Raw genomic sequence first — 23,713 nt, forward strand, 5'->3', positions numbered from 1 at the left:
AAAGGGGAGCATTGAGCTCCCCTTTTTATTTTCGCAGTCTTCACAGGAGTGCCTTTTAGTGAAATGGTTTCAAACCGTTAGTCTGTGTATCGCGTTGGCGACAACAGGCTGTGCATCAACCACCAGTGGCAACAAGAGTCAGTGGGTGTATCCGCCAATGGCAGTGCCATTGCAGGCGAGTGTCCAGCAAGAGGTGCAAATTGCGCGTTTGTCACAATTGCTGCAACGCACCGATCTCAGTGATGAAGTTCGTGCGAAAATGCATTACGAACGTGGTAACTACTATGACAGTGTCGGTTTGCGTGATTTAGCCAGACTCGATTTTAATCAGTCTCTGCAGTTAAACCCTGCACAGCCAGATATCTTCAATTTATTGGGCGTCTATTTCACACAAGTGGGTGAATATGATGCCGCTTACGAAGCATTCGACTCAACGTTAGAGCTAGATCCAAGCAATAGTTATGCGGAGCGCAATCGTGCTATCGCACTCTATTACGGCGGCCGTTTGGATCTGGCAAAAGAAGAGATGCAGAAGCATTATCAAGATGATCCGCAAGATCCGTTTCGTGTCCTTTGGCTCTACATCATTGAATCGGATCTCGATCCTGTTCAGGCCAAGGCGGATTTACTGACTCGCTATCAACAGCGCAGTGAAGAGTGGGGATGGGTGTTGGTTGCGTTAATGGGCGAGCAAGTGTCTGAGGAGCAAGCGTTCAAAGCGATCATTGATGCATCTCGTGAAAACGTGCTACTGGCGCAGCGTTTAACCGAAGTCTATTTCTATCTTGCTAAGCGCTACCAGCAGAAAGGCGACTTTGCCAATGCGATCTCATTGTATAAGTTAGCGATCTCTTTCAATGTTTATGAGTACGTTGAGCATCGCTACGCATTTTTAGAACTTGGGCATATATATCAGCAACTTCAGTCGGAGCGACTGGCTAAGGCACAAGCGAAAAGTACGCCATAGGCGAACAAAAAAACTCACCATTCAAAGCCCTCGACATCGATGATGATCGAGGGTTTCTTTTCTTTCCCGCTTATTCACGGTGGATAAAAATGTCCTCGGCTTGTTTTAGTGGATTGCTAATTTCAATAACAAGATTAAAATAGTTAGCCTTGCTAACTATTTTAATGGTTGAATAATGAGCCTCAGCACCCATCTCGAAAAAATGGAGCGCTTTGCGGCAAAAGTGTGGCGAAAGCACAGCAAAGACGATCCTATCTTGCAGTTGAGTTTTAGTGAATATGACTACCTGAAAGTGATTCAAAATGCGCAAGAACCGATACGCATCACGGATCTTGCGTTGGAAATGGAAGTTTCTAAACCTTCTGCGACCAATATGGTGACTCGTTTAGAGCGAAAAGGATTGGTGAGTCGAACTCATTGTCTGCATGATGCAAGAGTGAAGCGCGTGGCGCTGACAGAGAAAGCGCTGCACTATTTAGCACAGGAAGCGATGGTTTACCGCATATTGGCTGAGCAGGTCGCAGGGCAGTTGAGTGATGAAGAGCAGCAACAACTCGTCTCATTGCTCAGTAAAGCACTTACGTTTTAGTTTCTTATAATCGATGTCGAGCTTTCATTGATGAATACGTCTATTTATCGCCAATTTTGGCGCTATACCATACCGACCATTGCCGCCATGCTTGTGAACGGCTTATATCAAGTGGTGGATGGTATTTTTATTGGCCATTACGTTGGTGCCGCAGGGCTTGCGGGGATTAATGTGGCGTGGCCACTGATTGGCTCTATTTTGGGTATCGGTTTAATGGTGGGAGTAGGGACGGGCGCGCTGGCTTCTATCCGACTTGGTGAGAAGCAACCGCAAAAAGCGCAAGCCGTGTTGTCGACGGGCTTGGTACTGTTGCTGCTGATGAGCCCTGTGGTGTCGATTTTGCTCTGGTGTTTTGCGGATGACTTTCTGCGTTTGCAAGGCGCGCAAGGAGAGGTGTTCCAACTCGGCTTACAGTATCTCGACGTATTGGTGTTTTCTTGCTTGTTCACCTTGGGCTCGATCGCAATGCCGATTTTGCTGCGCAATGATGGTAGTCCCAATTTGGCGACGATGCTGATGGTGTTGGGGGCGATCACCAATATCGTTCTCGACTACCTGTTTATCGGTCTATTGCAGTGGCAGTTAACGGGGGCGGCAATCGCCACAGCATTGGCTCAAATGGTGGTACTACTGGTGGGGCTCAGTTACTTTTTTTCACGCAAAGCCAAACTGCGTTTGTCGAAGCACAATTTCTCGTTTCAATGGCGTTTGTTGCCACAAATTTTCGCTATTGGGACATCAAGCTTCTTTATGTACGCCTATGGCTCCATGATGGTGGCGCTGCACAATAGCTTGTTGCTGAGCTATGGTAGCCCAGTGTTGGTGGGGGCTTATGCGATCCTTGGTTACATCATAGTTGTCTATTATTTGATTGCAGAAGGAATTGCCAATGGTATGCAGCCATTAGCGAGTTTCTATCATGGCGCTGGACACAGTGACAATATCAAAAAGTTACTCAAAATTGCGATGAGCTCTGCGGTGCTGACGGGCATGGTGTTTATTGGTTTATTGAATCTATTCCCTGAGCAAGTGGTGGCGGTATTTAATGCGAACGACGCTGAACTGACTCAGCACACCATTACGGGGATACGACTCCATATGTTTGCCATGTTCTTAGATGGCTTTCTGGTGGTGACAGCGGCCTACTATCAATCGGTGAACCGTGGTGGAAAGGCGTTATTCGTCAGTATTGGCAACATGATGGTGCAACTGCCGTTTCTCTTCATTATGCCTAAATTGCTCGGTATTACTGGGGTTTGGCTGGCTTTCCCATTGTCAAATATTGCACTGACCTTAGTGGTGGCGGTTATGCTATGGCGCGATATCAAGCGAATGCCTAAAAATCAGTGGGTTGAAGCGTAGGTATATGGAAGAACATCGAAGAGTAGGAAAATAGAACGGTAAGATAACAAAGAGGGTGCAAGCCCTCTTTGTTGTTTTAACGGGATAAAGCTAGAGATTTTTCACCTCTAGGCCTGCAATTTGGTGCCAGTAGCCATTGCATTGACGGTCTTCGATTTGACGCGGCTGTGCGCCTTGTTCGTTGGCGCGAAATTGATCGACGGTCGTAAATGTCTCTAACCCTAATGGGCTGACACGCACCACATCCACCAATCCTTGCATGGCAGGGAGATCATTAATCAGGTTGTAGCAGTAACCGGATTGCGTCTGGATGCCATTGAGATTGAATACCGCTTGGCCTTCTTGGCTGTGCACTTGAATGCCCGTTGGGTATTTGATGCAGCAGGTTTCACAATCGTCTTTGGCTTTGTTTTCTGCACGGGCGGTAAAGCAGCGTGCGGAATAGGCGAGCGGCAAATAGCCATGGCTAAAGACTTCTACGTCAAATTGGTTGCGAATGCCCACTTCATCGCATTGGGTTAATACGTTTTGCAGCCATTCACGAGACAGCTCGACAGGCATGCACCAACGAATCATCCCTTGTTTAAGGAACAATTTAAGCGTGTGCGCATTGTATGTGTTGACTGCTGGGCCTACAACAAAGGGAACACGCTTTTCAAACGCCAACTGAATAGCCGATACGTCGTTCGCTTCAATGGCAAAGTCACCATTGTCGATGTACTTTTTCATCACGTTGACTTCGCTTGGGGCTTCGAGCAGTGCCATGGTAGAAAGCACCACTTGCTTGCCTGCACTGGAAAGCTCTTTCGCCAACTCAAACCAGTGCGCGGGTTTCATTTCACGGCGTTTAGAGCAGACCGATTCCCCCAAATAGATGATGTCGGCAGAGCTGTTTTTCGCTTGATGGTAAAAGTCTTCAACGTTCTGTTTGGGCCAGAAGTAAAGTAGCGGACCGAGTGAGTATTTCATCTTGTTTCCTTGAATCCTTATTGCCATTGACGATGATAAGCGCCGAGCGTGGTTTGTGTCCCTTCGGAGACATTCGCCAGTGCGGCATTCCAAGCCTCTTCCACTTGGTAGGCTTGCGGATTCGCTTGGTAACGATCAATCGCCGCACGCCAAGTTCGAGTCACTTGCTCGACATAGGCAGGGCTACGCTGACGGCCTTCGATTTTTACCGAGGCGACATTGGCGGCAAACAGTTCAGGCAGCAACGACAGCGTGTTGAGACTGGTTGGCTCTTCTAGTGCGTGGTAGCGTTTGGATTCCCCCTCTATGTGGGTATCAAAGCGGCCTTTACAGAGAGTCGGATAGCCTGCGTTCTCACCATGACCGTATTTGTCGATCAAAATGTTGTTGAGACGTGACTCTAACCCCGTTGGTGTTTCTTGCCAGCGCACATATTTGGCGGGTGAGCAAGCGCCGACGGTATTGGGAGACTCTCCCGTTAAATAGGAAGACAAGTAGCAGCGGCCTTCTGACATGATGCACAAGCTACCAAAGGCAAAAACCTCCAACTCTACCCCTTGTGGGATATTACGTGACAGTTGCTTCACTTGATGAATCGACAATACGCGCGGTAGTACAACGCGTTTAACATTGAAATTCTGCTGATAAAACTCGACCGCTGCGACATTGGTGGCCGAGGCTTGAACCGATAAATGCAGTTCAAGGTGAGGGTATTTTCGTGCTGCATACTCTAACACAGCGATGTCGGCAACGATCAGAGCATCGATACCCAATGCCGCCGCCATATCGACCGCATTTGTCCAACGCTCAAAGCCATCTGGATGCGCAAACGTGTTCAAGGCGACGTGAATTTTTTTCTGGTGATCGTGGACGTATTGAACCGCTTTCTCGAGTTTTTTCCCGCTGAAGTTCAGTCCAGCGAAATGACGGGCATTTGTATCATCTTTAAAGCCGATATACACCGCATCGGCACCGCAGTCGATGGCGGTTTTCAGAGCAGGAAGATTACCTGCTGGACAAAGGAGTTCCATATGCTCACTACAAATTGAGACGAAAAGGGTGTGGGCATTTTATGAAGGAATATGAATAGCAGAATTGATGTAAGTTAGGTTTGGCGCAATAAATTGAGATTTACCTCTTTTGGAGAGGGGAGAAGGTCAGTTTTTATGGCGACGATTTTGTGCAAATAGTTCTTCTATCTCATGTTTAGGCTGGGGGCGATGGAAATGGAACCCCTGGATCGAGTGACAACGCAAATTCGACAGGAGTGCCGCTTGTTGATGAGTTTCTACCCCTTCGGCCACGACGGTGAGATTGAGAGATTTGCCGAGATTAATGATGTTTTCAATCACCGTGACCTGCTTCGGTAAAACGTCAATGTCATTGATAAACGCGCGGTCGATCTTCAGTTCATCAATCGGGAAGCGGGCTAAATACGCCAGTGAGGAATAACCGGTACCAAAGTCATCGATGGAGAGTGAGAAGCCCAGTTTCTTAATCGCGTTGAGCATCTGAATGGTGTGGTCACTGTCACTCATTACCGCACTTTCAGTCAGCTCGAAAGTGATGCAGTTAGGGTCTAACTCCGTGGTTCTCAGGAGTTTTTCCATAAAGTCGATCAACTGAGGGTTGCCAAATTGCTCTGGCGATAAGTTAATCGCAACGCGACCAGGCAGAATTCCTTGGAGTTTCCAGCGTTTGACCGTGTTGAATACATCCCGCATGACCACACGACCTAAGTGCTCAATCAGGCCTGCTTTTTCAGCGACAGGAATGAAGGCCGCAGGGCTAATGTATCCTTCGACAGGGTGCTTCCAGCGTACTAACGCTTCGGCGCCATTAATGCTGAAGTCACGCGCATTAACTTTCGGCTGGTACCACACTTCAAGGCCATTTTGCTGTAGCGCTTTTTGCAGTTCGATCTCCAACCAAAGGCGCATACGCGCTTCTTTGTTCATCTGGTCATTAAACTTGATGAGACGGTTACGGCCGCGATCTTTGGCTTCGTACATCGCGGTATCGGCATTTTGCAGCAGCACACGTGCATCTTGGCCATCTTCAGGATAACGAACACTGCCGATAGAACAGGCAAGGCGCTTGCTGAAATGGTGTAAATCAAATGGCTGATTAATTAAGGAGATGATGCGCTCAGAGAGCAACTCGGCCATGCGGTTGTTTTCCGGCTCAGGCAAGATGACGCCAAACTCATCGCCCCCGAGATGACCAATCACCGAGTGTTGTGGCAACAGTCGTTTCAGACGAGCTGCCACTTCAAGAATCACTTTGTCACCAATGTGGTGGCCCAGCGAGTCATTGATGTTTTTGAAGTTATCGATATCGAGATAAAACAACAACAAGGGGGTTTGGCTCTTAATCAACTGCTCCAGACGTTTGGTAAAACCGAAGCGGTTGTAGAGCTTCGTCAGGGAATCGATATGAATATCATCGCTGTTTTTCACCGAAAGATGTTTTGGCGTTTCATCAGCGTCTTGGATCAAGATGATTTGAGATTGGTTGCCCAGCACGGTGGTGAAATCTGCATGCAACTGAACGCGGCGCTCAAAGCCACAACGTGCACTGGTCATACAGACAAACGCTTTTTCGGAAAGCAGTGAGCAGAGTTTATGGCTAAACACCATCTTGCTCTTCTCATCCATAAATAATCGACTGAGCTCTTCGCCAAGCAAGTCATGCTGCGAATTGAAACCAAGCAGCCTAGCCGCAGCGGGGTTTGCTGAGAGAATGGTGTCTTCTTCCACCAGCAGTAAACCATCGGGCAGTAGTTGCGTTAAACGAGAAAACTTGGTTTCTGACTCTTCTAGGGATTTGACGAGAATGTGTTTTTCAGAGGTATCAATCGCTTGAAAAAGAAGGTGAGAAATCTGTTCACCATCTTCCACAGGGGACAAACTAAAATGCAAACTGGTTTCAAGATCGGTTTCATCGAGGGTGATTTCGGCCTCAATACTTTCACCGAGCAGAGCTCGGTCGTAGTAAGGCTTTAGCTTTTGGTAAAAGTTGTCACCTAAAATTTGTGCATCATTCATCCCTATTAGCTCTTCCTGAGCTAACCCCGCAACGTCGCAATAACGTTCATTCACCAAGCAATAGTTATGTTGCTTATCAAGAATAGCGAAGAAAAAAGGGCTATTAGAAGTCAGTTTATTAAACCAATGGTGCATTTGCTTGGAAGGCATCAAAGTACTACCCGTCTCCAGAGAGCGTAATTAATCGTCCATGTCATGAAATCGCTGAAACGCAATCACTATAACTGTGATAATAGCGTTATTAAAGGCTTTATCAGTACAAGTGTGACAATATTTCATTCAAGGTCAAAAAAACGTCGCTGATTGTTATTATTTTAAACAACGCGATATGAAATCGTTTTTTGACGCACAACAGTAATTCATCACATGCTATCAACTAAGATAGTCGCATTTATGACAAAGTAACGGAAAATAAGCGTGATAAACAAGATTCGCAGTCAACTAGTTCAAAATGCCGCATCAATTTTGCGATCTCCAGTCCAGTTATTGCCTCAAATTGTACATAAAAAAGTCTTGCTTGAAGGGCTCAAATTGGTCTTCAAAGAAGCTTTAGAAGATGGCGATTTTGAATTTTTGGAAGATAAGTGGTTGAAGGTAGAGGTGAAAGATCTCAAGCTGCATTGGTTCATAAGTTATCAAAATGATCAACTTGTTATTGCCGAACAACCTGTTTCGGAAGATGTGTGCTTCTCAGGCAATTTAAATGACTTAGTGCTGATTGCTGGCAGAAAAGAAGATCCGGATACGCTATTTTTCCAACGTCGTTTGACGATTGAAGGCGACACCGAGCTTGGCCTAGAGGTTAAAAACCTAATGGACAGCGTTGATTTGGAGCAATTGCCAAAAGCCATGCAGTTGGCGCTAAATCAGTTAGCAGATTTTGTTCATAAAGGAGTACAATCGCCTCAAACACAAATTGGGGTAACAAATGCTTATTCGAACTGAAGCACCGGCCGATATATTGGTTATCGATAGTCTGCTAAAACAGGTATTTCCAACAGACGCGGAAGCCAACTTGGTCATGACACTAAGAGAGAATGGTCGTCTGACACTGTCGTTGGTGGCTTGTACTGACGAAGGGGAAGTGGTTGGCCATGTCATGTTTACGCCGATGACGTTGAATGGCGAAGAAAATGGCTGGCAGGGGCTTGCGCCACTGGCGGTCAAAGCGGAATATCAAAAGCAAGGCATCGCCGCATCGTTAGTCAAAGAAGGCTTAACTTCGCTGTTGGAGTTTGGTTATCCAGCGTGTTTTGTCTTGGGTGACCCTCAGTACTATCAGCGTTTTGGTTTTACTGCCGCCAGCGAGATGGGCTTTGAGTGCCAATGGCCAGTGCCAGAAGGTGCGTTTCAAGCGTTTGCCATGGCGGCGGGTGAGTTTGATGCCAAACAAGGGCGAGTGGAATACGCGCCAGAGTTCGCTGCTCTTTGATGGAATCGGCTTTGTTGCTGATTCAATGAATGATCCTTAACTTAGGTGCTCTATCCTAAGTTGAGGTGAATTCCCCAATCTCGTTATTACTTTCTTGGGCTTTTTTGTTAGTATGCCGCGGTATCTTTGAGTAACGAAACGATGACTGAAAACGAAAAGTTGTATTTACAGGAAATGGGTATTTCGCTTTGGCAATTGCATCATCCAGAACGGATGATGGGCTATGAAATGCCAACCTTTTCCCTGCCTGAAGAGTGCCAGTTACTGTTGATCGCACCGAGTTGCCCCATTTCGCAAACGGCACTATTTTTTGAAAAAGTGCTTAAAAGCATGCAACTTGAATTGTCTCAAGCAAGGCACATTACCCCAGAGCAATTAAGCACGCTCGAACCACATTCTTTGCAATGGGTTTGGTTTGCGGGCTGTCCTGTTCAACCTCTTCCTATGGTAGCTAAAGTGCTCCAATCGCCAGAGTTGGCTCAAATTGATGGTCATAATGAGCATCGTCGTGCGCTGTGGCAACAGATCCGTTCTTATGAGTAATCCAATATGAGTTGTATGATCGTTCCTATGTCTCAGGAGCACCTTGAGGCTGTTTACCATATTGAAGGTCGTGCACATTCGCACCCTTGGGCAGAGAGCTTGGTGAAGGATCTCTCCAGTCGCGGTGCGATGCATCGTGTATTGCTGGTGGATGGCGAAGTAGTCGGCTATTTCTATGCACAAAACATCGTTGGCGAGCTCACCTTACTTAACATCGCAGTGTGCCCCAAACAACAAGGCAAAGGCTATGGCCGCCAGTTGTTAGACGCATTTATTGATGAAGGTGAAGCGGCAAACGCGGAAAGTGCGTGGTTAGAAGTGCGTGAGAGCAATGTGAACGCCATTCATCTCTATCAAGAGATGGGTTTTAACGAAGTGGATCGTCGCCGCAATTACTATCCTACTCAGTCAGGGAAGGAAGACGCGATCATTATGAGTTACTTATTTGGTTGCTTTTAACTTTGCTTGAATGACTCTCTTGGTGCTGACGGCTTTCACGTAATTTCTGCGTGATCATCTCCACAGGGAGCGGCTTGCCAAAGAGATACCCCTGAAATTGTTCACAACCGAGTTCGACCAATGTGTTGAACTCTTCTTCTGTTTCTACCCCTTCGGCAATGACTTCTAAACTTAAGCGCTCAGCAATCATAATGATCGTTGAAACAATGGCTTGGTCGCTTTGATCAAGATGCAACTGAGTGACAAAGGAGCGGTCAATTTTCAGTACGTCCACCGCTAGATGTTTGAGATAGCGGAGTGAGGAATAACCGGTGCCAAAGTCATCGATCGAGATTTTGAGATCCAGTTCTTTTAGCTCTGCCATTTTATTGATCGCGCTTTCGACGTTTTCCAATAGCAAGCTCTCAGTGATCTCCAATTCAATATGCTCACCCGTGATATTGGCTTGTTTTAATGCATGAGTGATGTGTTCGACAAAGGCATTTTTAGAGAACTGCAATGGGCTAATGTTGATGGCAAGTCGATGGAACGTTTCAGGCAAAACTTGTTCTTTTTTCCACTGAGCGTATTGAAAACACGCTTGCTCAATAATCCAATCACCAATTTGCAGAATTTGCCCCGTTTCCTCTGCTATGGGCATAAAGACTCCGGGAGGAAGCACGCCTTTTTCTGGATGGTTCCAACGGATGAGGGCTTCCACTCCGATAATTTGTTGCTGTGCGTTGACCTGAGGTTGGTAGTAAAGCTCAAGTTGCCCTTTGTGCAGTGCTTCATGCAGCCCTTTCTCTATCTCCAAAAAAGACTCCACTTGCGCCTGCATTTCTGGTTCATAAAACATGTATTTATTGCGTCCGGCGACTTTGGCGCGATAGAGCGCCGTATCGGCCTGACGGAGCACATCAATGCTCGAGATGCCTTTGTCTGCAAACGTGGAAATACCAATACTGACCGTGCAATACAGTTGGTGATCGTCAATGGAATAAGGGTTTGAGATCAAGGTGAGCAACTGCTTCGCTTTGTTGGCGGCATCTTCTTTATTGAGTTTCGGGATCAAAATGGCGAACTCATCCCCACCAATGCGTGCGGCAATTTCTCCGGGTTGTAGCCATGCTTCTAGGCGTTTCGCAATGGTGCGCATTAAGTTGTCACCAATGGTATGCCCTAGGGAGTCGTTAATGGTTTTGAAACGGTCGAGGTCGAGATAAAACAGTACTCCTGGGTATTGCTCGCTTTGTGACTCTTTAAGGGTTTCATTGAGGCTTTTTAGCAGCAAGCTGCGGTTGGCTAAGCCTGTTAGGGTATCGAAGTAAGCCAATTGGTTGAGCTGACTTTCTGCTGCCGCGCGCGCTTGCCAGAGATTGTGAAATGAAAGCGCGAGTCGACCCAGTTCATCATTGTTGTTACCGGGAGGCAGTTCCAAGGCATTTTTTCGATTTTGCAGCGAATTCACCCAATTAATCAGCGTGATAATGGGCTTTGATAGCTTAAAGTAAAAGAAAAACAACAAGATAGAGGTGAGTAATATATTGCGAAACAGATCGAACAAGACAATTCGAGTTGATTTCTTAATAAAGGCATCGGCGATGCTAGAGCCATCAACCGAGAAACTCAATTCACCAACAATTGCATTGGCGTTGGGTTGATGCAGTTCTGTTTTGTAAAACGGTTGAGCGGGGGTCAGTATTTTAGACAACAGCTGAGTCGTTAGGCTCTGAGAATCAATTTCACGGTGCTTTTGGGTCAGCACGTCTCCAAAATCGTCGACGATTTTTACTCGGTAGATGGCATTGTCCATCATTAGGGTCGAGGCAACCTGCTCGGCGAGCAGATGATTCAGATGATATGCGGCTTGGCTGGCATTGGAATAGTTTTGCAGCAGCTTAAACTGGTAGTGCTCTTCAATACGGCGTTGCTCTTGGTGCAGATCAGCCAAAATGTGGTACAAGCTGAAACACAGTCCCAATACAACGGAAACCAGAAAAACGGTTCTGGCTTGCTTGAAAGCTAATGAATGCACTTTTTTGTTTCTAAGCATACTGATGACCGCAGTGAATTACTCTTTTAGTTATAGACGATATTTACCGTTTGGTTAATTCTCAACCTGAAATTAAGAATCAGTGCTGTTTCTCTAAGTTTGTGTCGAGTGTGCTGTATTATCATTGAGACAGAATGCAAACATCTCGGCTTTTTCGACGAGGAAATGGGATCACTTTGTATGCTTAATGATACTCGAGTAAATATTTATTGAGACGTAATGCGAAATCTTGAAAGGAATTCGAGAGCATTACAACGTCAGTAGTGGGGATGTAGGATGGTGAACCATGATGAACTTGAACGAAAAACCTTTCAACGCTCCCAACGCTTTGCTGGATCCAAACAGCGCACAAAAAGTACTTCAGTTAGTGGTGGTGTTAACGCTACTGACCTTTATTCCTCTCGCAATAAAGAATTTCTACATTGGTCACTGGTATCTTGCACTGCTGATGGTGGCCTTTGAGATCGGTTTTATTATCGAAGTCGTCGGGATTTGTTGCTTAAAACGAAGTGTGATTGGCCATCGTATCCCCCTTGGCTTTTTGTTGGCTTCGATTGTTTGCAGTGTGGCCATTTTTGGCACATTGGCGACCTATTGGGTATTTCCGATCATCATCGCTTTGGTGTTTATCATTCCTCACCATGACGCCATTGTGACTAATGTGCTGATGATTATTGGCTGCACTTGGGCTGCGGCGATGAAGCAAGACCTCGAGATTATGTATCGTTTTGCCATTGCCTTGGCATTTTGCGCTGTCATTGCCCATTTTGCCGTGTGGTTGATTGTTCGGTTACAGAGCAAGCTGCGTTATCTCTCGACACGCGATGTGATGACTGGGGCACTGAATCGACATCAATTGGATCTGTTTTTGCAGCGAGCACTTGATGGTCACAAGCGATACACTGCCTCATCCATTGCAATCATCGATATTGATTTTTTTAAGCAGGTCAATGACCGTTATGGTCATGATGTCGGTGATGAGGTGATCAATTTAGTTGTCGAGACGATTCAGCACAATACGCGGGAAGTGGATCTGCTGTTTCGCTTAGGAGGCGATGAATTTCTGTTGCTGTTTGAAAACACTTCGGCCTCGTCTGCATTGTTGATTGTCAGCCACCTTTGCCAAAAAGTACGTAAGCAAGCCTACCCAAAGCACGCTAGTGTGACGTTGAGTGCAGGTATTGCGGAATGTCTGGAGGGGGATGATGTTGAGTCGTGGTTGAAGCGAGCTGATGTTGCGCTGTATCAGAGCAAAGAGAATGGTCGGGATAGGGTGACGCTTTCCGAGCCGCACAATCTGCATCGTCACACAAAAGAGGAGACTGATTGGCCCTCGTTTAGGCAAACGACAACCGGTGATCATGTCAGTCGTTAGGATCAAAGTTGCCGATTGGTCGAGAATAAGCGAGAATACCGCGCAAAATTGAATCTACTCAGGAATCTGGTTAGTCACCTCACATGACGTGCACCGATTTCCGGCTCAGATAAAACACAGAAGACCAGTTTCATGTCAAATGCTCCTTTTTTAAGCGAAGTGTCTAAACGTAGAACGTTCGCGATCATCTCGCACCCAGATGCGGGTAAAACAACTATCACAGAAAAAGTCCTGCTTTTCGGACGTGCGATTCAAACCGCAGGTACAGTAAAAGGTCGTGGTTCTAGCCAGCACGCTAAGTCTGACTGGATGGAAATGGAAAAAGAACGTGGTATCTCGGTGACAACATCGGTGATGCAGTTCCCGTACAACGATTGCTTAGTGAACCTACTCGATACTCCGGGGCACGAAGACTTCTCGGAAGATACTTACCGTACGCTAACGGCGGTTGACTCGTGTTTGATGGTGATCGACGCCGCGAAAGGTGTTGAGGATCGTACTCGCAAGCTTATGGAAGTCACCCGTCTGCGTGATACGCCGATCGTGACCTTTATGAACAAATTGGACCGTGATATTCGCGATCCGATGGAACTGCTTGATGAAGTCGAGAGCGAGCTGAATATTGCTTGCGCCCCGGTTTCTTGGCCAATCGGTTGTGGTAAAGAGTTCAAAGGCGTTTATCACATCCATCGTGATGAGACCATTTTGTACTCAACGGGTCAGGGACACACGATTCAAGAGCAGCGTATCATCAAAGGTCTTGATAACCCTGATTTGGATGCTGAGGTTGGTGCGGATCTCGCTGAGCAACTGCGTGAAGAGTTGGAACTGGTTCTTGGTGCGTCTCACGAGTTTGATCAAGAGATGTTCCTAAAAGGTGAATTGACTCCGGTATTCTTTGGTACTGCATTGGGTAACTTTGGTGTTGACCACATGCTTGATGGTTTGACAGATTGGGCGCCAGCGCCGCTACCGCGTCAAGCCAATGAACGTGCAGTGGAAGCCACTGAAGACAAGTTCACTGGTTTCGTCTTTAAGATTCAGGCGAACATGGATCCTAAGCACCGCGACCGTATCGCGTTTATGCGTATTGTGTCGGGCACGTATACTCAAGGCATGAAGATGAATCACGTTCGCTTGGGTAAACAAGTGAACATTTCTGATGCCGTGACCTTCATGGCGGGCGATCGTTCTCGCGCGGAAGCTGCGTATGCTGGTGACATCATTGGTTTGCATAACCATGGCACTATCCAGATTGGTGACACCTTTACCCAAGGTGAATCGCTGAAGTTCTCTGGTATTCCAAACTTTGCGCCTGAGCTATTCCGTCGTATTCGTCTGCGCGATCCTCTGAAGCAAAAACAACTACTAAAAGGCCTTGTTCAGCTTTCAGAAGAAGGTGCAGTACAGGTATTCCGTCCTCTGCAGAACAACGATTTGATCGTGGGCGCAGTTGGTGTGCTTCAGTTTGATGTTGTTGTGGCGCGTTTGAAATCTGAATACAACGTAGAAGCGATTTACGAGAGTGTGAACGTAGCGACGGCACGTTGGGTTGAATGTGGTGATGCGAAGAAGCTAGACGAGTTCCAGCGTAAGAACCAAACTAACCTAGCACTGGATGGTGGCGATAACTTAACGTACATTGCCCCAACCATGGTAAACCTCAATCTTGCCAAAGAGCGTTTCCCTGAAGTGGAATTCCGAGCGACTCGTGAACACTAATCACGCTAATGTGCGCGTTTGGTTCGCATAATCTGTTTGCTAAGAGCCCTAAGTTTGTCGCTTAGGGCTCTTTTTTATCTGCGGTAAAAGACGATAATGAAAGGGCAATCATCACAGTAAGGAAGTGCACATGCAATGGTGGCGAAAGTGGTTAAAACGTTATGATAACTGGTGTAAAGAGATGGGATTAACGCCTGAACAAAAGCGCAGTTGTGTTCCGTACAAAAAAGATCCAGCGCGAGAAAAGAAAAGCGATGAAACTGTTTGATACGCATTGCCATCTCGATTTTGACGTTTTCGAACCAGCGCGCTCACAGCATCTTCAAAGAGGGCTTGAGGTCGGTGTAGAACGTTTGTTACTGCCATCCGTTGGTCCCGATAACTGGCAAAAAGTAAAAACACTGGCGCAATGGTCTGCAATGCCATCTGAACAGACTCGGCCTGCAATCTTTTATGCGTTGGGCTTTCATCCCTATTTTTTGACGTTGGATTATCAGCAAAAACAAAGTGCTCTTCTGGCTTTGTTGGACGAGCGTGACACTCGCTGTGTAGCCATCGGGGAATGCGGTTTGGATGATGGGGTTGAACAAGACACGGCATTGCAAGAGCAGGCGTTGAACTACCAGCTCGATTTGGCCAAGCAGTATCAACTGCCGGTTATTTTGCACAATCGACGATGTCACAATCGACTCATTCAATTAGTCAAAGCGGCTCGGCTACCAAAAGGCGGCGTTATCCATGCGTTTTCTGGTAGCTATGAGCAGGGAATGGAGTGGGTACGTTTGGGTTTTTATCTTGGGGTCGGGGGAACCATTACCTACCCCAGAGCGAACAAAACGCGCCAAGCGATCAGTCGACTCCCTTTAGAAAAACTGCTGCTTGAAACCGATGCGCCAGATATGCCGATATTTGGCTTTCAAGGAAAGCTCAATACACCCGCTCAGATTATTCATCCACTAAATGAGTTGGGTTTGTTGCATAATCAAACAAAGCAAACGATTGCCTCTCAAATCTGGAAAAATAGCAATTCTCTGTTCTCTATCTGTGAATGAAATCTAAAAAACTTGTTTAAAGAAAATCTCGTTCGGTATGTTATTGTGAGTTTACTCACAAATGGAGGTGAATTAGCGATGAATCTTATGGGAAAGTGTGAAGGTGGCATTACTTTAATTATTGGGGCATGAGTATAATGGCCCCCGCTTAATAGCTCCATTTTGTAACACGCCAATAAATAACTTAATAAGGAAGTCATAAACTATGAGCCTGTTTATGAGCCTAGTCGGTATGGCAGTATTGCTAGGAATTGCATTACTACTGTCAGATAACCGTAAAGCTATCAATCTTAGAACTGTGGCTGGCGCTTTTGCTATCCAATTCATCATCGGTGGTTTCGTTCTTTACGTACCATGGGGTCGTGATCTACTAGCGGGTTTCTCTGCTGGTGTTCAAAACGTGATCGACTATGGTAAAGACGGTACTGGTTTCTTGTTCGGCAGCCTAGTTAACTTCTCAGTTGACGGTATCGGCTTCATCTTTGCTTTCCAAGTACTACCAACACTGATTTTCTTCTCAGCACTTATCTCTGTACTTTACTACATTGGTGTGATGCAGTGGGTTATCAAGATCCTAGGTGGCGGCCTTCAGAAAGCACTAGGTACTTCTCGTGCCGAGTCAATGTCTGCAGCAGCTAACATCTTCGTTGGTCAAACTGAAGCGCCACTAGTGGTTCGTCCGTTTGTACCAAAAATGACTCAATCTGAGCTATTTGCAGTAATGTGTGGTGGTCTAGCGTCTGTTGCTGGTGGTGTACTAGCAGGTTACGCATCTATGGGTGTACCTCTAGAGTACCTTGTAGCAGCATCATTCATGGCAGCACCTGGTGGTCTACTGTTCGCTAAAATCATCAAACCAGAAGTTGATACTCCAAATGAAAGCTTGGAAGACAACATTGATGGTGGTGACGACAAGCCAGCTAACGTTATCGACGCAGCAGCAGGCGGTGCATCAGTTGGTCTACAACTAGCACTAAACGTTGGTGCAATGCTACTCGCATTCGTTGGTCTAATCGCACTAGTTAACGGCATCCTAGGTGGTGTTGGTGGTTGGTTTGGCATGGAAAACCTAACTCTAGAACTTATTCTAGGTTGGTTGTTCGCGCCGCTAGCATTCCTAATCGGTGTTCCATGGGCTGAAGCAACATTTGCTGGTTCTTTCATCGGTCAAAAACTGGTTGTAAACGAATTCGTAGCTTACCTAAACTTCGTACCTTACGTTGGTGATGCAGCACAAGTTGTTCCAGCAACAGGTCAAGTAATGTCTGAGAAGACTCAAGCAATCATCGCCTTCGCTCTATGTGGTTTCGCAAACCTTTCTTCTATCGCGATTCTACTTGGTGGTCTAGGTAGCCTTGCTCCTGCTCGTCGTCACGACATCGCTCGTATGGGTGTTAAAGCGGTTGCAGCGGGTACGCTATCTAACCTAATGGCAGCGACCATTGCTGGCTTCTTCCTGTCTTTCTAATTTAGTTAAGAGAAAGCATTTATAGACGCCGTTTAAATCCGCCCCGTAGCAAGAGATTGCTGCGGGGCGTTTTCAGTTTTTAGCGCCAGTGAAGGTGACGCATTGAGCAAACGTTCACTTGTGTGAGAGGCTGAGTTTTTTTGAGATACAAACCGTTTGCGCTCTATTTGGCACTACAGTTTTGCGATGAATATCTATAATGTAGTAATCAGACCAGAGGGATTAGGCCTTGCTGAGCCAATCACCTGCTGAATAGATGAGTTTGTAAGGGCAATGAAATGCCCAAACATAACAGAGTTGAATAACAAGGTAGGATGCCTTGCTTAACTTCTGATATGCAAGACACCGCAATCATAGATTGTTGTGCCATAGGCCAAATTGGTACTGTGCGGTGACAGGGATAGCAATTGGTAGTTGTAATGATTACCGAGTCTTCAAGGAACCAAGTCCGTTCATCAATGACTGTTTAGCAAAGACCTTTTTTGCTGTTTTATCGTTGTGATGTGAACAGAAAAAGGGGCTGAGTAGTGAAATTTTTGAATATTGATCGGAGATAGAAATGAGCGATTTGAAAGCAGCAGCGCTACGTGCACTGAAACTTATGGACCTAACAACGCTAAATGACGACGACACTGATGCAAAAGTGATCGCACTTTGTCACGACGCCAAAACGCCTGTAGGTAACACGGCAGCGATTTGTATTTACCCTCGCTTTATTCCTATTGCTAAGAAGACACTTCGTGAGCAAGGTACACCAGAAGTTCGCATTGCAACGGTAACGAACTTCCCATACGGCAATGACGACATCGAAATCGCAGTCGCTGAAACCAAAGCAGCGGTCGCTTACGGTGCCGATGAAGTTGACGTGGTTTTCCCATACCGCGCATTGATGGCTGGTGATGAGAAAGTGGGCTTCGAATTGGTTAAGCAATGTAAAGAAGCATGTGGCGACATTCTTTTGAAAGTCATCATCGAAACCGGCGAACTGAAAGAAGAAGCGTTGATCAAGAAAGCATCGCAAATCTGTATTGAAGCGGGTGCAGACTTTATCAAAACATCAACAGGTAAAGTGCCAGTTAACGCAACGCCAGAATACGCACGCATGATGCTTGAAGTGATTCGTGACATGGGCGTGGCTGAGAAAGTTGGCTTTAAACCTGCTGGTGGTGTACGCACTGCGGAAGACGCAGCGGCTTACCTAGCAATGGCAGATGACATCCTAGGTTCTGAGTGGGCGGATAATATGCACTACCGTTTTGGTGCATCTAGCTTGCTAACCAACCTACTAAATACATTAGAAGTAACAGACCAAGTCGCTGATCCTGCAGCGTACTAATTCTAATAACGTCTGAACGTGGTGTGAGAGCACCACGTTACCTTCTTATCCTACTTTTACCATGGCCCATTGGGCTTGGGAGGCTCTAATGTATTTACCTCAAGAAATTATTCGTAAAAAACGCGACGGCGAAGCGCTGACTGCCGACGAAATTAACTTTTTTATCCAAGGTGTGGCGAACAATACGGTCTCTGAAGGTCAGATTGCCGCGTTCGCGATGACCATCTTTTTCAATGAAATGACGATGCCTGAACGTATTGCCCTAACGTGTGCAATGCGAGATTCTGGCATGGTGATTGATTGGAGTCACATGAACTTTGGTGGCCCAATCGTTGATAAACACTCAACCGGCGGTGTGGGCGATGTGACCTCTCTAATGCTTGGCCCTATGGTGGCAGCATGTGGTGGTTTCGTGCCGATGATCTCGGGTCGTGGCCTGGGCCATACTGGCGGTACGTTAGACAAACTGGAAGCGATTCCTGGCTACAACATCACACCAAGTAACGACGTATTCGGTCAAGTGACCAAAGAAGCAGGTGTAGCGATCATCGGCCAAACGGGCGATCTTGCACCAGCAGACAAACGAGTCTATGCCACTCGTGATATTACGGCGACGGTGGACAACATCTCACTGATCACCGCTTCCATTCTGTCTAAGAAGTTGGCGGCAGGTCTTGAATCTTTAGTGATGGATGTGAAAGTCGGTTCGGGCGCCTTTATGCCGACTTACGAAGCTTCAGAAGAATTGGCGAAATCCATTGTGGCGGTGGCGAATGGCGCGGGCACTAAGACGACGGCGATTTTGACCGACATGAACCAAGTATTGGCTTCTTCTGCGGGTAACGCTGTTGAAGTTCGTGAAGCGGTTCGTTTCCTCAAAGGTGAATATCGTAACCCTCGTTTGCTTGAAGTCACGATGGCGTCATGTGCTGAAATGTTGGTACTTGGTAAATTGGCTGAGAATACCGAAGACGCACGTGCGAAATTGATGGAAGTACTGGATAACGGTAAAGCGGCAGAATGCTTTGGTAAGATGGTCGCAGGTTTAGGTGGTCCGGTTGACTTTATGGACAACTATGACAACTACCTCGATAAAGCTGAAATCATTAAGCCTGTTTACGCCAAAGAGACCGGTGTGGTGTCTGCAATGGATACTCGTGCTATTGGTATGGCTGTGGTGGCGATGGGCGGTGGACGCCGCGTTGCGACAGACAGCATCGATTACGCGGTAGGTTTTGATCAGTTTATCCGTTTGGGCGAAATCGCAAGCAGCGAAAAACCACTGGCGATGATTCACGCTCGTAACGAAGCGCAGTGGCAAGAAGCCGCGAATGCACTACAAGCAGCGATTAAGGTGGGTGGTGAGTACACACCAACACCAGACGTATATCGTCAAATTCGCCAAGAAGATATTTAATGACTATTGGGCCTATTACTGCCATGGGGTGGTAATAGGCCTGAGGAAGAAGCAATGAAAAGAGCATTTATTTTAGTACTAGACTCCTTTGGTATTGGCGCAACCGCAGATGCGAAAGAGTTTGGTGATGTCGGTTCAGATACCCTAGGCCATATTGCTGACCAATGTGAGCAGGGTTTGGCAAACAATGATCAACGCCAAGGGGCTCTTCGTCTGCCAAATCTGTCCAAACTCGGTCTGGCGATGGCGCACAAAGAGTCTACTGGTCGTTTTGCACCAGGATTAGATGCGGATGCAGAAATAATCGGTGCCTACGGTCATGCTGCGGAGCTTTCTTCTGGTAAAGACACACCGTCTGGTCACTGGGAAATTGCTGGCGTCCCTGTTTTGTTTGAATGGGGTTACTTCACTGACAAAGCCAACAGCTTCCCGAAAGAGTTAACGGATCGCATTCTTGCTCGAGCAGGTATTGATGGATTCCTAGGTAACTGCCACGCCTCTGGTACGCAAGTTCTGGATGACCTAGGCGAAGAGCACATGAAGACTGGTCAGCCAATTTTCTACACCTCTGCGGACTCTGTATTCCAAATCGCTTGTCACGAAGAGACATTCGGCCTTGACCGTCTACTTGAGCTTTGCCAAATCGCTCGTGAAGAGCTAGCAGACTACAACATTGGTCGTGTCATTGCGCGCCCGTTCATTGGTCCGGGTAAAGGGCAGTTTGAGCGTACCGGTAACCGTCGAGATCTTTCTGTTGAGCCGCCATCAGCGACCGTCCTACAGAAATTGGCTGAGGAAAAGCAAGGCCAAGTGGTGTCTATTGGTAAGATTGCGGATATCTACGCAAACTGCGGTATCACCAAGAAAGTGAAAGCAACAGGCATTCCTGCGCTGTTTGAAGCGACACTTGAGCAAATTAAACAAGCGGGTGACAACACCATCGTGTTCACCAACTTTGTCGATTTTGACTCTGCTTACGGCCACCGTCGTGATGTTGCGGGTTACGCAGCGGCACTGGAGTACTTCGATGGTCGTATCCACGAAGTGATGGAACTGATGCAAGAAGATGACATCCTGATCCTGACGGCTGATCACGGCTGTGACCCAACGTGGCCAGGTACGGACCACACTCGCGAGCACATTCCGGTGCTAGTCTACGGTCAAAAAGTTCCTGCTGGTTCACTTGGCCGTCGCGAAACGTTCGCGGATATCGGTCAAACTCTAGCGAGCTACTTTGGCACATCGCCAATGGATTACGGCAAAAACTTTTTGTAATCCAGAACTATAATTGAACTTATCGAATAGAGAGCGTGCCTCTCTATTCTTTTGTGATTGAAATACAAGGAAACGAAAACATGGCAACTCCACATATTAATGCTGAAATGGGTGATTTTGCAGATGTTGTACTGATGCCGGGTGACCCGCTACGTGCAAAATACATTGCAGAAACCTTTCTGGAAGACGTGGTTCAGGTTTGTGATGTACGTAATATGTATGGTTTCACTGGTACTTACAAAGGTCGTAAAGTATCGGTAATGGGTCATGGTATGGGTATCCCATCGTGCTCAATTTACGCCACTGAGCTTATCAAAGACTACGGTGTGAAGAAGATCATCCGTGTGGGTAGCTGTGGTGCTGTAAGCACGGACATCAAAGTACGCGATGTTGTGATCGGCATGGGGGCATGTACCGATTCCAAAGTAAACCGCATCCGTTTTAAAGGTCATGACTTTGCGGCGATTGCTGACTACAAAATGGTCAAAGCAGCGGAAGAGGCGGCGAAAGCGCGTGGTATCGATGTGAAAGTGGGTAACCTATTTTCTGCTGAACTGTTCTACACGCCAGATCCAGAAATGTTCGACGTGATGGACAAATACGGCATTGTCGGCGTAGAAATGGAAGCGGCGGGCATCTACGGTGTTGCTGCGGAATACGGCGCAAAAGCGCTGACGATTTGTACGGTTTCTGACCACATCAAGACAGGTGAGCAAACCACATCAGAAGAGCGTCAGAATACCTTCAATGACATGATGATTGTTGCGTTGGATTCTGTATTGCTTGGCGATGCAGAATAATTCGCTTCAAGAAAAGACATAAAAAGAAAGCCTGCACTCGTTGTGCAGGCTTTTTTATGAGGCTTTGGTCGATAAAAACCTTGGTCCATAAAAACCGTGGTCCATTAAGAAGGTTCTTTATGACTAAGCAGTAAGTTTTCGACTTTAGTTTGCGGTTTTTTACGCAAAATCAGAATAAACAGCATGCCACTGACAAAGCTCATCAAAATCATCAAAAACATGTAACGATCAATTTTGCGGTAGTGATGGTCAGAAAATGCCGTGACTTTACCGGTTTCAAACGTGATCCGAATGAAACCCACAATGCTGTTATCGGCAAAAACGGGTTCAACGAGCTGTTGGCGCCCAATGCCTGCTGTGGCAAGGGGGGTATCCAAACCCAGTACTTCTCTCGCAGTGAGTGCTTTGTCACTCGATGCTAAACGCACGCCTTCAGAATCATACACCGTCGCATCAAAAACCAAACGTTCTTTGGCCAGTTGATTCGTTAGCTTGAGCAGCTTCTCTTGGTCTTTTTGTACAATCATTTCGCTGGCAGATAACGCCGCTTGAGAGCTGAGCACTTTGGTTAAGGTTTCCAACTGCTGTGCTTGAATTTTTTCGTTACCTTTACTGATCACTACGCTGTTTTTAATGGTGACAAAAAACATGACACCTAGCAGCAGTAAAGCGATGACTCTTAGGGCATTTCGCAGTGAAAACAGAGACTCTTTCATATCGCGACATGAACTCTTTTAATATCTGAATAAATACAAGTTTGGGGCTTGCCTTTTTAAATTGCAATAGGGTAACGTTTGTGAAGGTTCATAAAGGATTAATACCATGGAAGCGTTAAAAACCTTGCCATTTAGAAGGCACACACAACTGTTAACTCGTTTGCCAGAAACTCGTTTTGCCACGCAATGGGACAAAAGTAAAGCTAACTGGATTGTTTATGCTGAGTATTTAGCGCCCGGACACTTTGAAGATATCGATTTTTTTACGGGGGGCTACAACCCGATTATTGATACTTGGAAAGTGGGCTACTACGAAGTGGCGCTTATGGCAGGAGAACTGACTCCTGAGCATGAAAAGATTCTTCAAGCGCTCCAACTTGATTACGCTTGCTTGACCGATGTGCCCGACCTCTCTAAGCCAGGGCTAATTGTGTTAGACATGGATTCCACAGCAATACAAATAGAGTGTATTGATGAGATCGCCAAACTGGCGGGAGTCGGTGAAGAGGTGGCGGAAGTGACAGAGCGCGCGATGCAAGGTGAGCTCGATTTTGAGCAGAGTCTGCGTCAGCGAGTAGGCAAATTAAAAGGAGCGGACGAGTCCATTCTCGACAGTGTTCGTCAGACATTGCCTTTCATGCCGGATTTGGTGGCATTAATTCACACCTTAAAAGGCTTTGGTTGGAAAACAGCCATTGCGTCAGGTGGCTTTACCTATTTTTCAGACTATTTGAAAGAGACACTGCAGTTGGATCATGCGCAATCGAATCAGTTGGAAATTGTGCAAGGTAAGCTGACTGGAAACGTCTTGGGTGAAGTGGTCTCTGCGCAAACCAAAGCGGATATTTTAATCGAGTTGGCGGAGCAGTTTGAGGTGGAGATGCACAACACCATTGCTGTCGGTGACGGGGCGAATGACTTGGTGATGATGAATGCGGCAGGGCTGGGTATCGCTTATCACGCTAAACCGAAAGTCGAGCAGCAAGCACAAGCGGCAGTGCGTTTTGCAGGGCTCGGCGGAATTTTGTGTATTCTTTCCGGTATTCTCGCCAAGCAACAAAAAATCAGTTGGCAAAGCAAACCGTAACAACTGAAGAATGTTAAATACAAACATGGGCAGAATCGTTCTGCCCATGATTATCTCGAAAG

Annotated in this window: 22 protein-coding genes; 17 read left to right on the forward strand and 5 right to left on the reverse strand. The window is 46.6% G+C overall.

Features of this window, described 5'->3' with window-relative positions; all coding sequences use genetic code 11:
* Positions 1 to 58: 58 nt before the first annotated feature.
* The 3 genes from nlpI (at position 59) to VV1_RS08105 (ending at position 2,918) form a co-directional block, all read left to right on the forward strand.
* A complete protein-coding gene (gene nlpI / locus VV1_RS08095; protein WP_011079627.1) occupies positions 59 to 967 on the forward strand; it encodes a lipoprotein NlpI in 909 nt (302 codons plus the stop codon).
* A 175-nt stretch (positions 968 to 1,142) separates the two neighbouring features.
* A complete protein-coding gene (locus VV1_RS08100) occupies positions 1,143 to 1,556 on the forward strand; it encodes a MarR family winged helix-turn-helix transcriptional regulator (RefSeq protein WP_011079628.1) in 414 nt (137 codons plus the stop codon).
* A 30-nt stretch (positions 1,557 to 1,586) separates the two neighbouring features.
* Entirely contained in the window at positions 1,587 to 2,918 is a 1,332-nt protein-coding gene (locus VV1_RS08105) for an MATE family efflux transporter (RefSeq protein ID WP_011079629.1), read from the forward strand.
* A gap of 90 nt (positions 2,919 to 3,008) precedes the next feature.
* Here the strand turns inward: VV1_RS08105 and VV1_RS08110 are convergent, their stop codons facing one another.
* From VV1_RS08110 to VV1_RS08120, 3 genes are all read right to left on the reverse strand, one after another.
* Positions 3,009 to 3,887, reverse strand: a complete 879-nt coding sequence (locus VV1_RS08110) for a U32 family peptidase (RefSeq protein WP_043920944.1) — start codon at positions 3,885 to 3,887, stop codon at positions 3,009 to 3,011.
* Between the two features lie 17 nt (positions 3,888 to 3,904).
* Entirely contained in the window at positions 3,905 to 4,918 is a 1,014-nt protein-coding gene (gene ubiU, locus VV1_RS08115; protein ID WP_011079631.1) for a ubiquinone anaerobic biosynthesis protein UbiU, read from the reverse strand.
* Positions 4,919 to 5,044: 126 nt separating this feature from the next.
* Entirely contained in the window at positions 5,045 to 7,084 is a 2,040-nt protein-coding gene (locus tag VV1_RS08120; protein ID WP_011079632.1) for an EAL domain-containing protein, read from the reverse strand.
* Between the two features lie 267 nt (positions 7,085 to 7,351).
* On the opposite strand from VV1_RS08120, the gene ubiT reads away from it, so the two are divergent.
* The 4 genes from ubiT to rimI all read left to right on the forward strand — a co-directional run bounded on the left by ubiT (position 7,352) and on the right by rimI (position 9,368).
* The gene (ubiT, locus tag VV1_RS08125; RefSeq protein ID WP_011079633.1) at positions 7,352 to 7,879 is read left to right on the forward strand and encodes a ubiquinone anaerobic biosynthesis accessory factor UbiT; all 528 of its coding nucleotides are present in this window, start codon (positions 7,352 to 7,354) and stop codon (positions 7,877 to 7,879) included.
* Complete coding sequence (locus VV1_RS08130) at positions 7,863 to 8,366, forward strand: GNAT family N-acetyltransferase (RefSeq protein WP_011079634.1); 504 nt, start codon at positions 7,863 to 7,865, stop codon at positions 8,364 to 8,366. Before ubiT ends, VV1_RS08130 begins: the two co-directional genes overlap by 17 nt.
* 141 nt (positions 8,367 to 8,507) lie before the next feature.
* Positions 8,508 to 8,909 carry a DNA polymerase III subunit psi gene (locus VV1_RS08135; RefSeq protein ID WP_011079635.1) on the forward strand — a complete coding sequence of 134 codons (402 nt, stop codon included), beginning with the start codon at positions 8,508 to 8,510 and terminating at the stop codon, positions 8,907 to 8,909.
* Between the two features lie 6 nt (positions 8,910 to 8,915).
* The gene (gene rimI, locus VV1_RS08140; protein ID WP_011079636.1) at positions 8,916 to 9,368 is read left to right on the forward strand and encodes a ribosomal protein S18-alanine N-acetyltransferase; all 453 of its coding nucleotides are present in this window, start codon (positions 8,916 to 8,918) and stop codon (positions 9,366 to 9,368) included.
* Here rimI and VV1_RS08145 read toward each other — a convergent pair.
* On the reverse strand, positions 9,340 to 11,403 hold the full coding sequence (locus VV1_RS08145; protein WP_011079637.1) for a putative bifunctional diguanylate cyclase/phosphodiesterase: 2,064 nt from the start codon (positions 11,401 to 11,403) through the stop codon (positions 9,340 to 9,342). The genes rimI and VV1_RS08145 overlap by 29 nt on opposite strands.
* Positions 11,404 to 11,689: 286 nt before the next feature.
* On the opposite strand from VV1_RS08145, the gene VV1_RS08150 reads away from it, so the two are divergent.
* From VV1_RS08150 to deoD, 9 genes are all read left to right on the forward strand, one after another.
* Positions 11,690 to 12,778 carry a GGDEF domain-containing protein gene (locus VV1_RS08150; protein WP_011079638.1) on the forward strand — a complete coding sequence of 363 codons (1,089 nt, stop codon included), beginning with the start codon at positions 11,690 to 11,692 and terminating at the stop codon, positions 12,776 to 12,778.
* Between the two features lie 132 nt (positions 12,779 to 12,910).
* Entirely contained in the window at positions 12,911 to 14,500 is a 1,590-nt protein-coding gene (gene prfC / locus VV1_RS08155; RefSeq protein WP_011079639.1) for a peptide chain release factor 3, read from the forward strand.
* A 130-nt stretch (positions 14,501 to 14,630) separates the two neighbouring features.
* A complete protein-coding gene (locus tag VV1_RS24820) occupies positions 14,631 to 14,768 on the forward strand; it encodes a DUF5363 family protein (protein ID WP_013571192.1) in 138 nt (45 codons plus the stop codon).
* Entirely contained in the window at positions 14,755 to 15,552 is a 798-nt protein-coding gene (locus tag VV1_RS08160; RefSeq protein ID WP_011079640.1) for a TatD family hydrolase, read from the forward strand. Before VV1_RS24820 ends, VV1_RS08160 begins: the two co-directional genes overlap by 14 nt.
* A 205-nt stretch (positions 15,553 to 15,757) precedes the next feature.
* The gene (locus tag VV1_RS08165; protein ID WP_011079641.1) at positions 15,758 to 17,020 is read left to right on the forward strand and encodes a NupC/NupG family nucleoside CNT transporter; all 1,263 of its coding nucleotides are present in this window, start codon (positions 15,758 to 15,760) and stop codon (positions 17,018 to 17,020) included.
* A gap of 559 nt (positions 17,021 to 17,579) precedes the next feature.
* Positions 17,580 to 18,356: a deoxyribose-phosphate aldolase gene (gene deoC / locus VV1_RS08170; protein ID WP_011079642.1), complete on the forward strand. Its 777-nt coding sequence runs from the start codon at positions 17,580 to 17,582 to the stop codon at positions 18,354 to 18,356.
* 88 nt (positions 18,357 to 18,444) lie between these two features.
* A complete protein-coding gene (gene deoA, locus VV1_RS08175; RefSeq protein WP_011079643.1) occupies positions 18,445 to 19,773 on the forward strand; it encodes a thymidine phosphorylase in 1,329 nt (442 codons plus the stop codon).
* 54 nt (positions 19,774 to 19,827) lie between these two features.
* Positions 19,828 to 21,048, forward strand: a complete 1,221-nt coding sequence (locus VV1_RS08180) for a phosphopentomutase (RefSeq protein WP_011079644.1) — start codon at positions 19,828 to 19,830, stop codon at positions 21,046 to 21,048.
* Between the two features lie 80 nt (positions 21,049 to 21,128).
* On the forward strand, positions 21,129 to 21,848 hold the full coding sequence (gene deoD / locus VV1_RS08185; RefSeq protein WP_011079645.1) for a purine-nucleoside phosphorylase: 720 nt from the start codon (positions 21,129 to 21,131) through the stop codon (positions 21,846 to 21,848).
* Positions 21,849 to 21,952: 104 nt separating this feature from the next.
* Here the strand turns inward: deoD and VV1_RS08190 are convergent, their stop codons facing one another.
* Positions 21,953 to 22,564, reverse strand: a complete 612-nt coding sequence (locus VV1_RS08190) for a YtjB family periplasmic protein (RefSeq protein ID WP_011079646.1) — start codon at positions 22,562 to 22,564, stop codon at positions 21,953 to 21,955.
* Positions 22,565 to 22,670: 106 nt separating this feature from the next.
* On the opposite strand from VV1_RS08190, the gene serB reads away from it, so the two are divergent.
* Entirely contained in the window at positions 22,671 to 23,651 is a 981-nt protein-coding gene (gene serB, locus VV1_RS08195; RefSeq protein ID WP_011079647.1) for a phosphoserine phosphatase, read from the forward strand.
* Positions 23,652 to 23,713 lie beyond the last annotated feature (62 nt).

Source organism: Vibrio vulnificus CMCP6, from assembly GCF_000039765.1.
GTDB lineage: Bacteria > Pseudomonadota > Gammaproteobacteria > Enterobacterales > Vibrionaceae > Vibrio > Vibrio vulnificus_B.

Excerpts from the sequence above, each read along its gene's own strand:
- VV1_RS08100 (WP_011079628.1), top strand. The coding sequence starts at position 1,143 with ATGAGCCTCAGCACCCATCTCGAAAAAATGGAGCGCTTTGCGGCAAAA.
- VV1_RS08105 (WP_011079629.1), top strand. The coding sequence starts at position 1,587 with ATGAATACGTCTATTTATCGCCAATTTTGGCGCTATACCATACCGACC.
- VV1_RS08110 (WP_043920944.1), bottom strand. The coding sequence starts at position 3,887 with ATGAAATACTCACTCGGTCCGCTACTTTACTTCTGGCCCAAACAGAAC.
- ubiU (WP_011079631.1), bottom strand. The coding sequence starts at position 4,918 with ATGGAACTCCTTTGTCCAGCAGGTAATCTTCCTGCTCTGAAAACCGCC.
- VV1_RS08120 (WP_011079632.1), bottom strand. The coding sequence starts at position 7,084 with ATGCCTTCCAAGCAAATGCACCATTGGTTTAATAAACTGACTTCTAAT.
- VV1_RS08130 (WP_011079634.1), top strand. The coding sequence starts at position 7,863 with ATGCTTATTCGAACTGAAGCACCGGCCGATATATTGGTTATCGATAGT.
- VV1_RS08135 (WP_011079635.1), top strand. The coding sequence starts at position 8,508 with ATGACTGAAAACGAAAAGTTGTATTTACAGGAAATGGGTATTTCGCTT.
- rimI (WP_011079636.1), top strand. The coding sequence starts at position 8,916 with ATGAGTTGTATGATCGTTCCTATGTCTCAGGAGCACCTTGAGGCTGTT.
- VV1_RS08145 (WP_011079637.1), bottom strand. The coding sequence starts at position 11,403 with ATGCTTAGAAACAAAAAAGTGCATTCATTAGCTTTCAAGCAAGCCAGA.
- VV1_RS08150 (WP_011079638.1), top strand. The coding sequence starts at position 11,690 with ATGATGAACTTGAACGAAAAACCTTTCAACGCTCCCAACGCTTTGCTG.
- prfC (WP_011079639.1), top strand. The coding sequence starts at position 12,911 with ATGTCAAATGCTCCTTTTTTAAGCGAAGTGTCTAAACGTAGAACGTTC.
- VV1_RS24820 (WP_013571192.1), top strand. The coding sequence starts at position 14,631 with ATGCAATGGTGGCGAAAGTGGTTAAAACGTTATGATAACTGGTGTAAA.
- VV1_RS08160 (WP_011079640.1), top strand. The coding sequence starts at position 14,755 with ATGAAACTGTTTGATACGCATTGCCATCTCGATTTTGACGTTTTCGAA.
- VV1_RS08165 (WP_011079641.1), top strand. The coding sequence starts at position 15,758 with ATGAGCCTGTTTATGAGCCTAGTCGGTATGGCAGTATTGCTAGGAATT.
- deoC (WP_011079642.1), top strand. The coding sequence starts at position 17,580 with ATGAGCGATTTGAAAGCAGCAGCGCTACGTGCACTGAAACTTATGGAC.
- deoA (WP_011079643.1), top strand. The coding sequence starts at position 18,445 with ATGTATTTACCTCAAGAAATTATTCGTAAAAAACGCGACGGCGAAGCG.
- VV1_RS08180 (WP_011079644.1), top strand. The coding sequence starts at position 19,828 with ATGAAAAGAGCATTTATTTTAGTACTAGACTCCTTTGGTATTGGCGCA.
- deoD (WP_011079645.1), top strand. The coding sequence starts at position 21,129 with ATGGCAACTCCACATATTAATGCTGAAATGGGTGATTTTGCAGATGTT.
- VV1_RS08190 (WP_011079646.1), bottom strand. The coding sequence starts at position 22,564 with ATGAAAGAGTCTCTGTTTTCACTGCGAAATGCCCTAAGAGTCATCGCT.
- serB (WP_011079647.1), top strand. The coding sequence starts at position 22,671 with ATGGAAGCGTTAAAAACCTTGCCATTTAGAAGGCACACACAACTGTTA.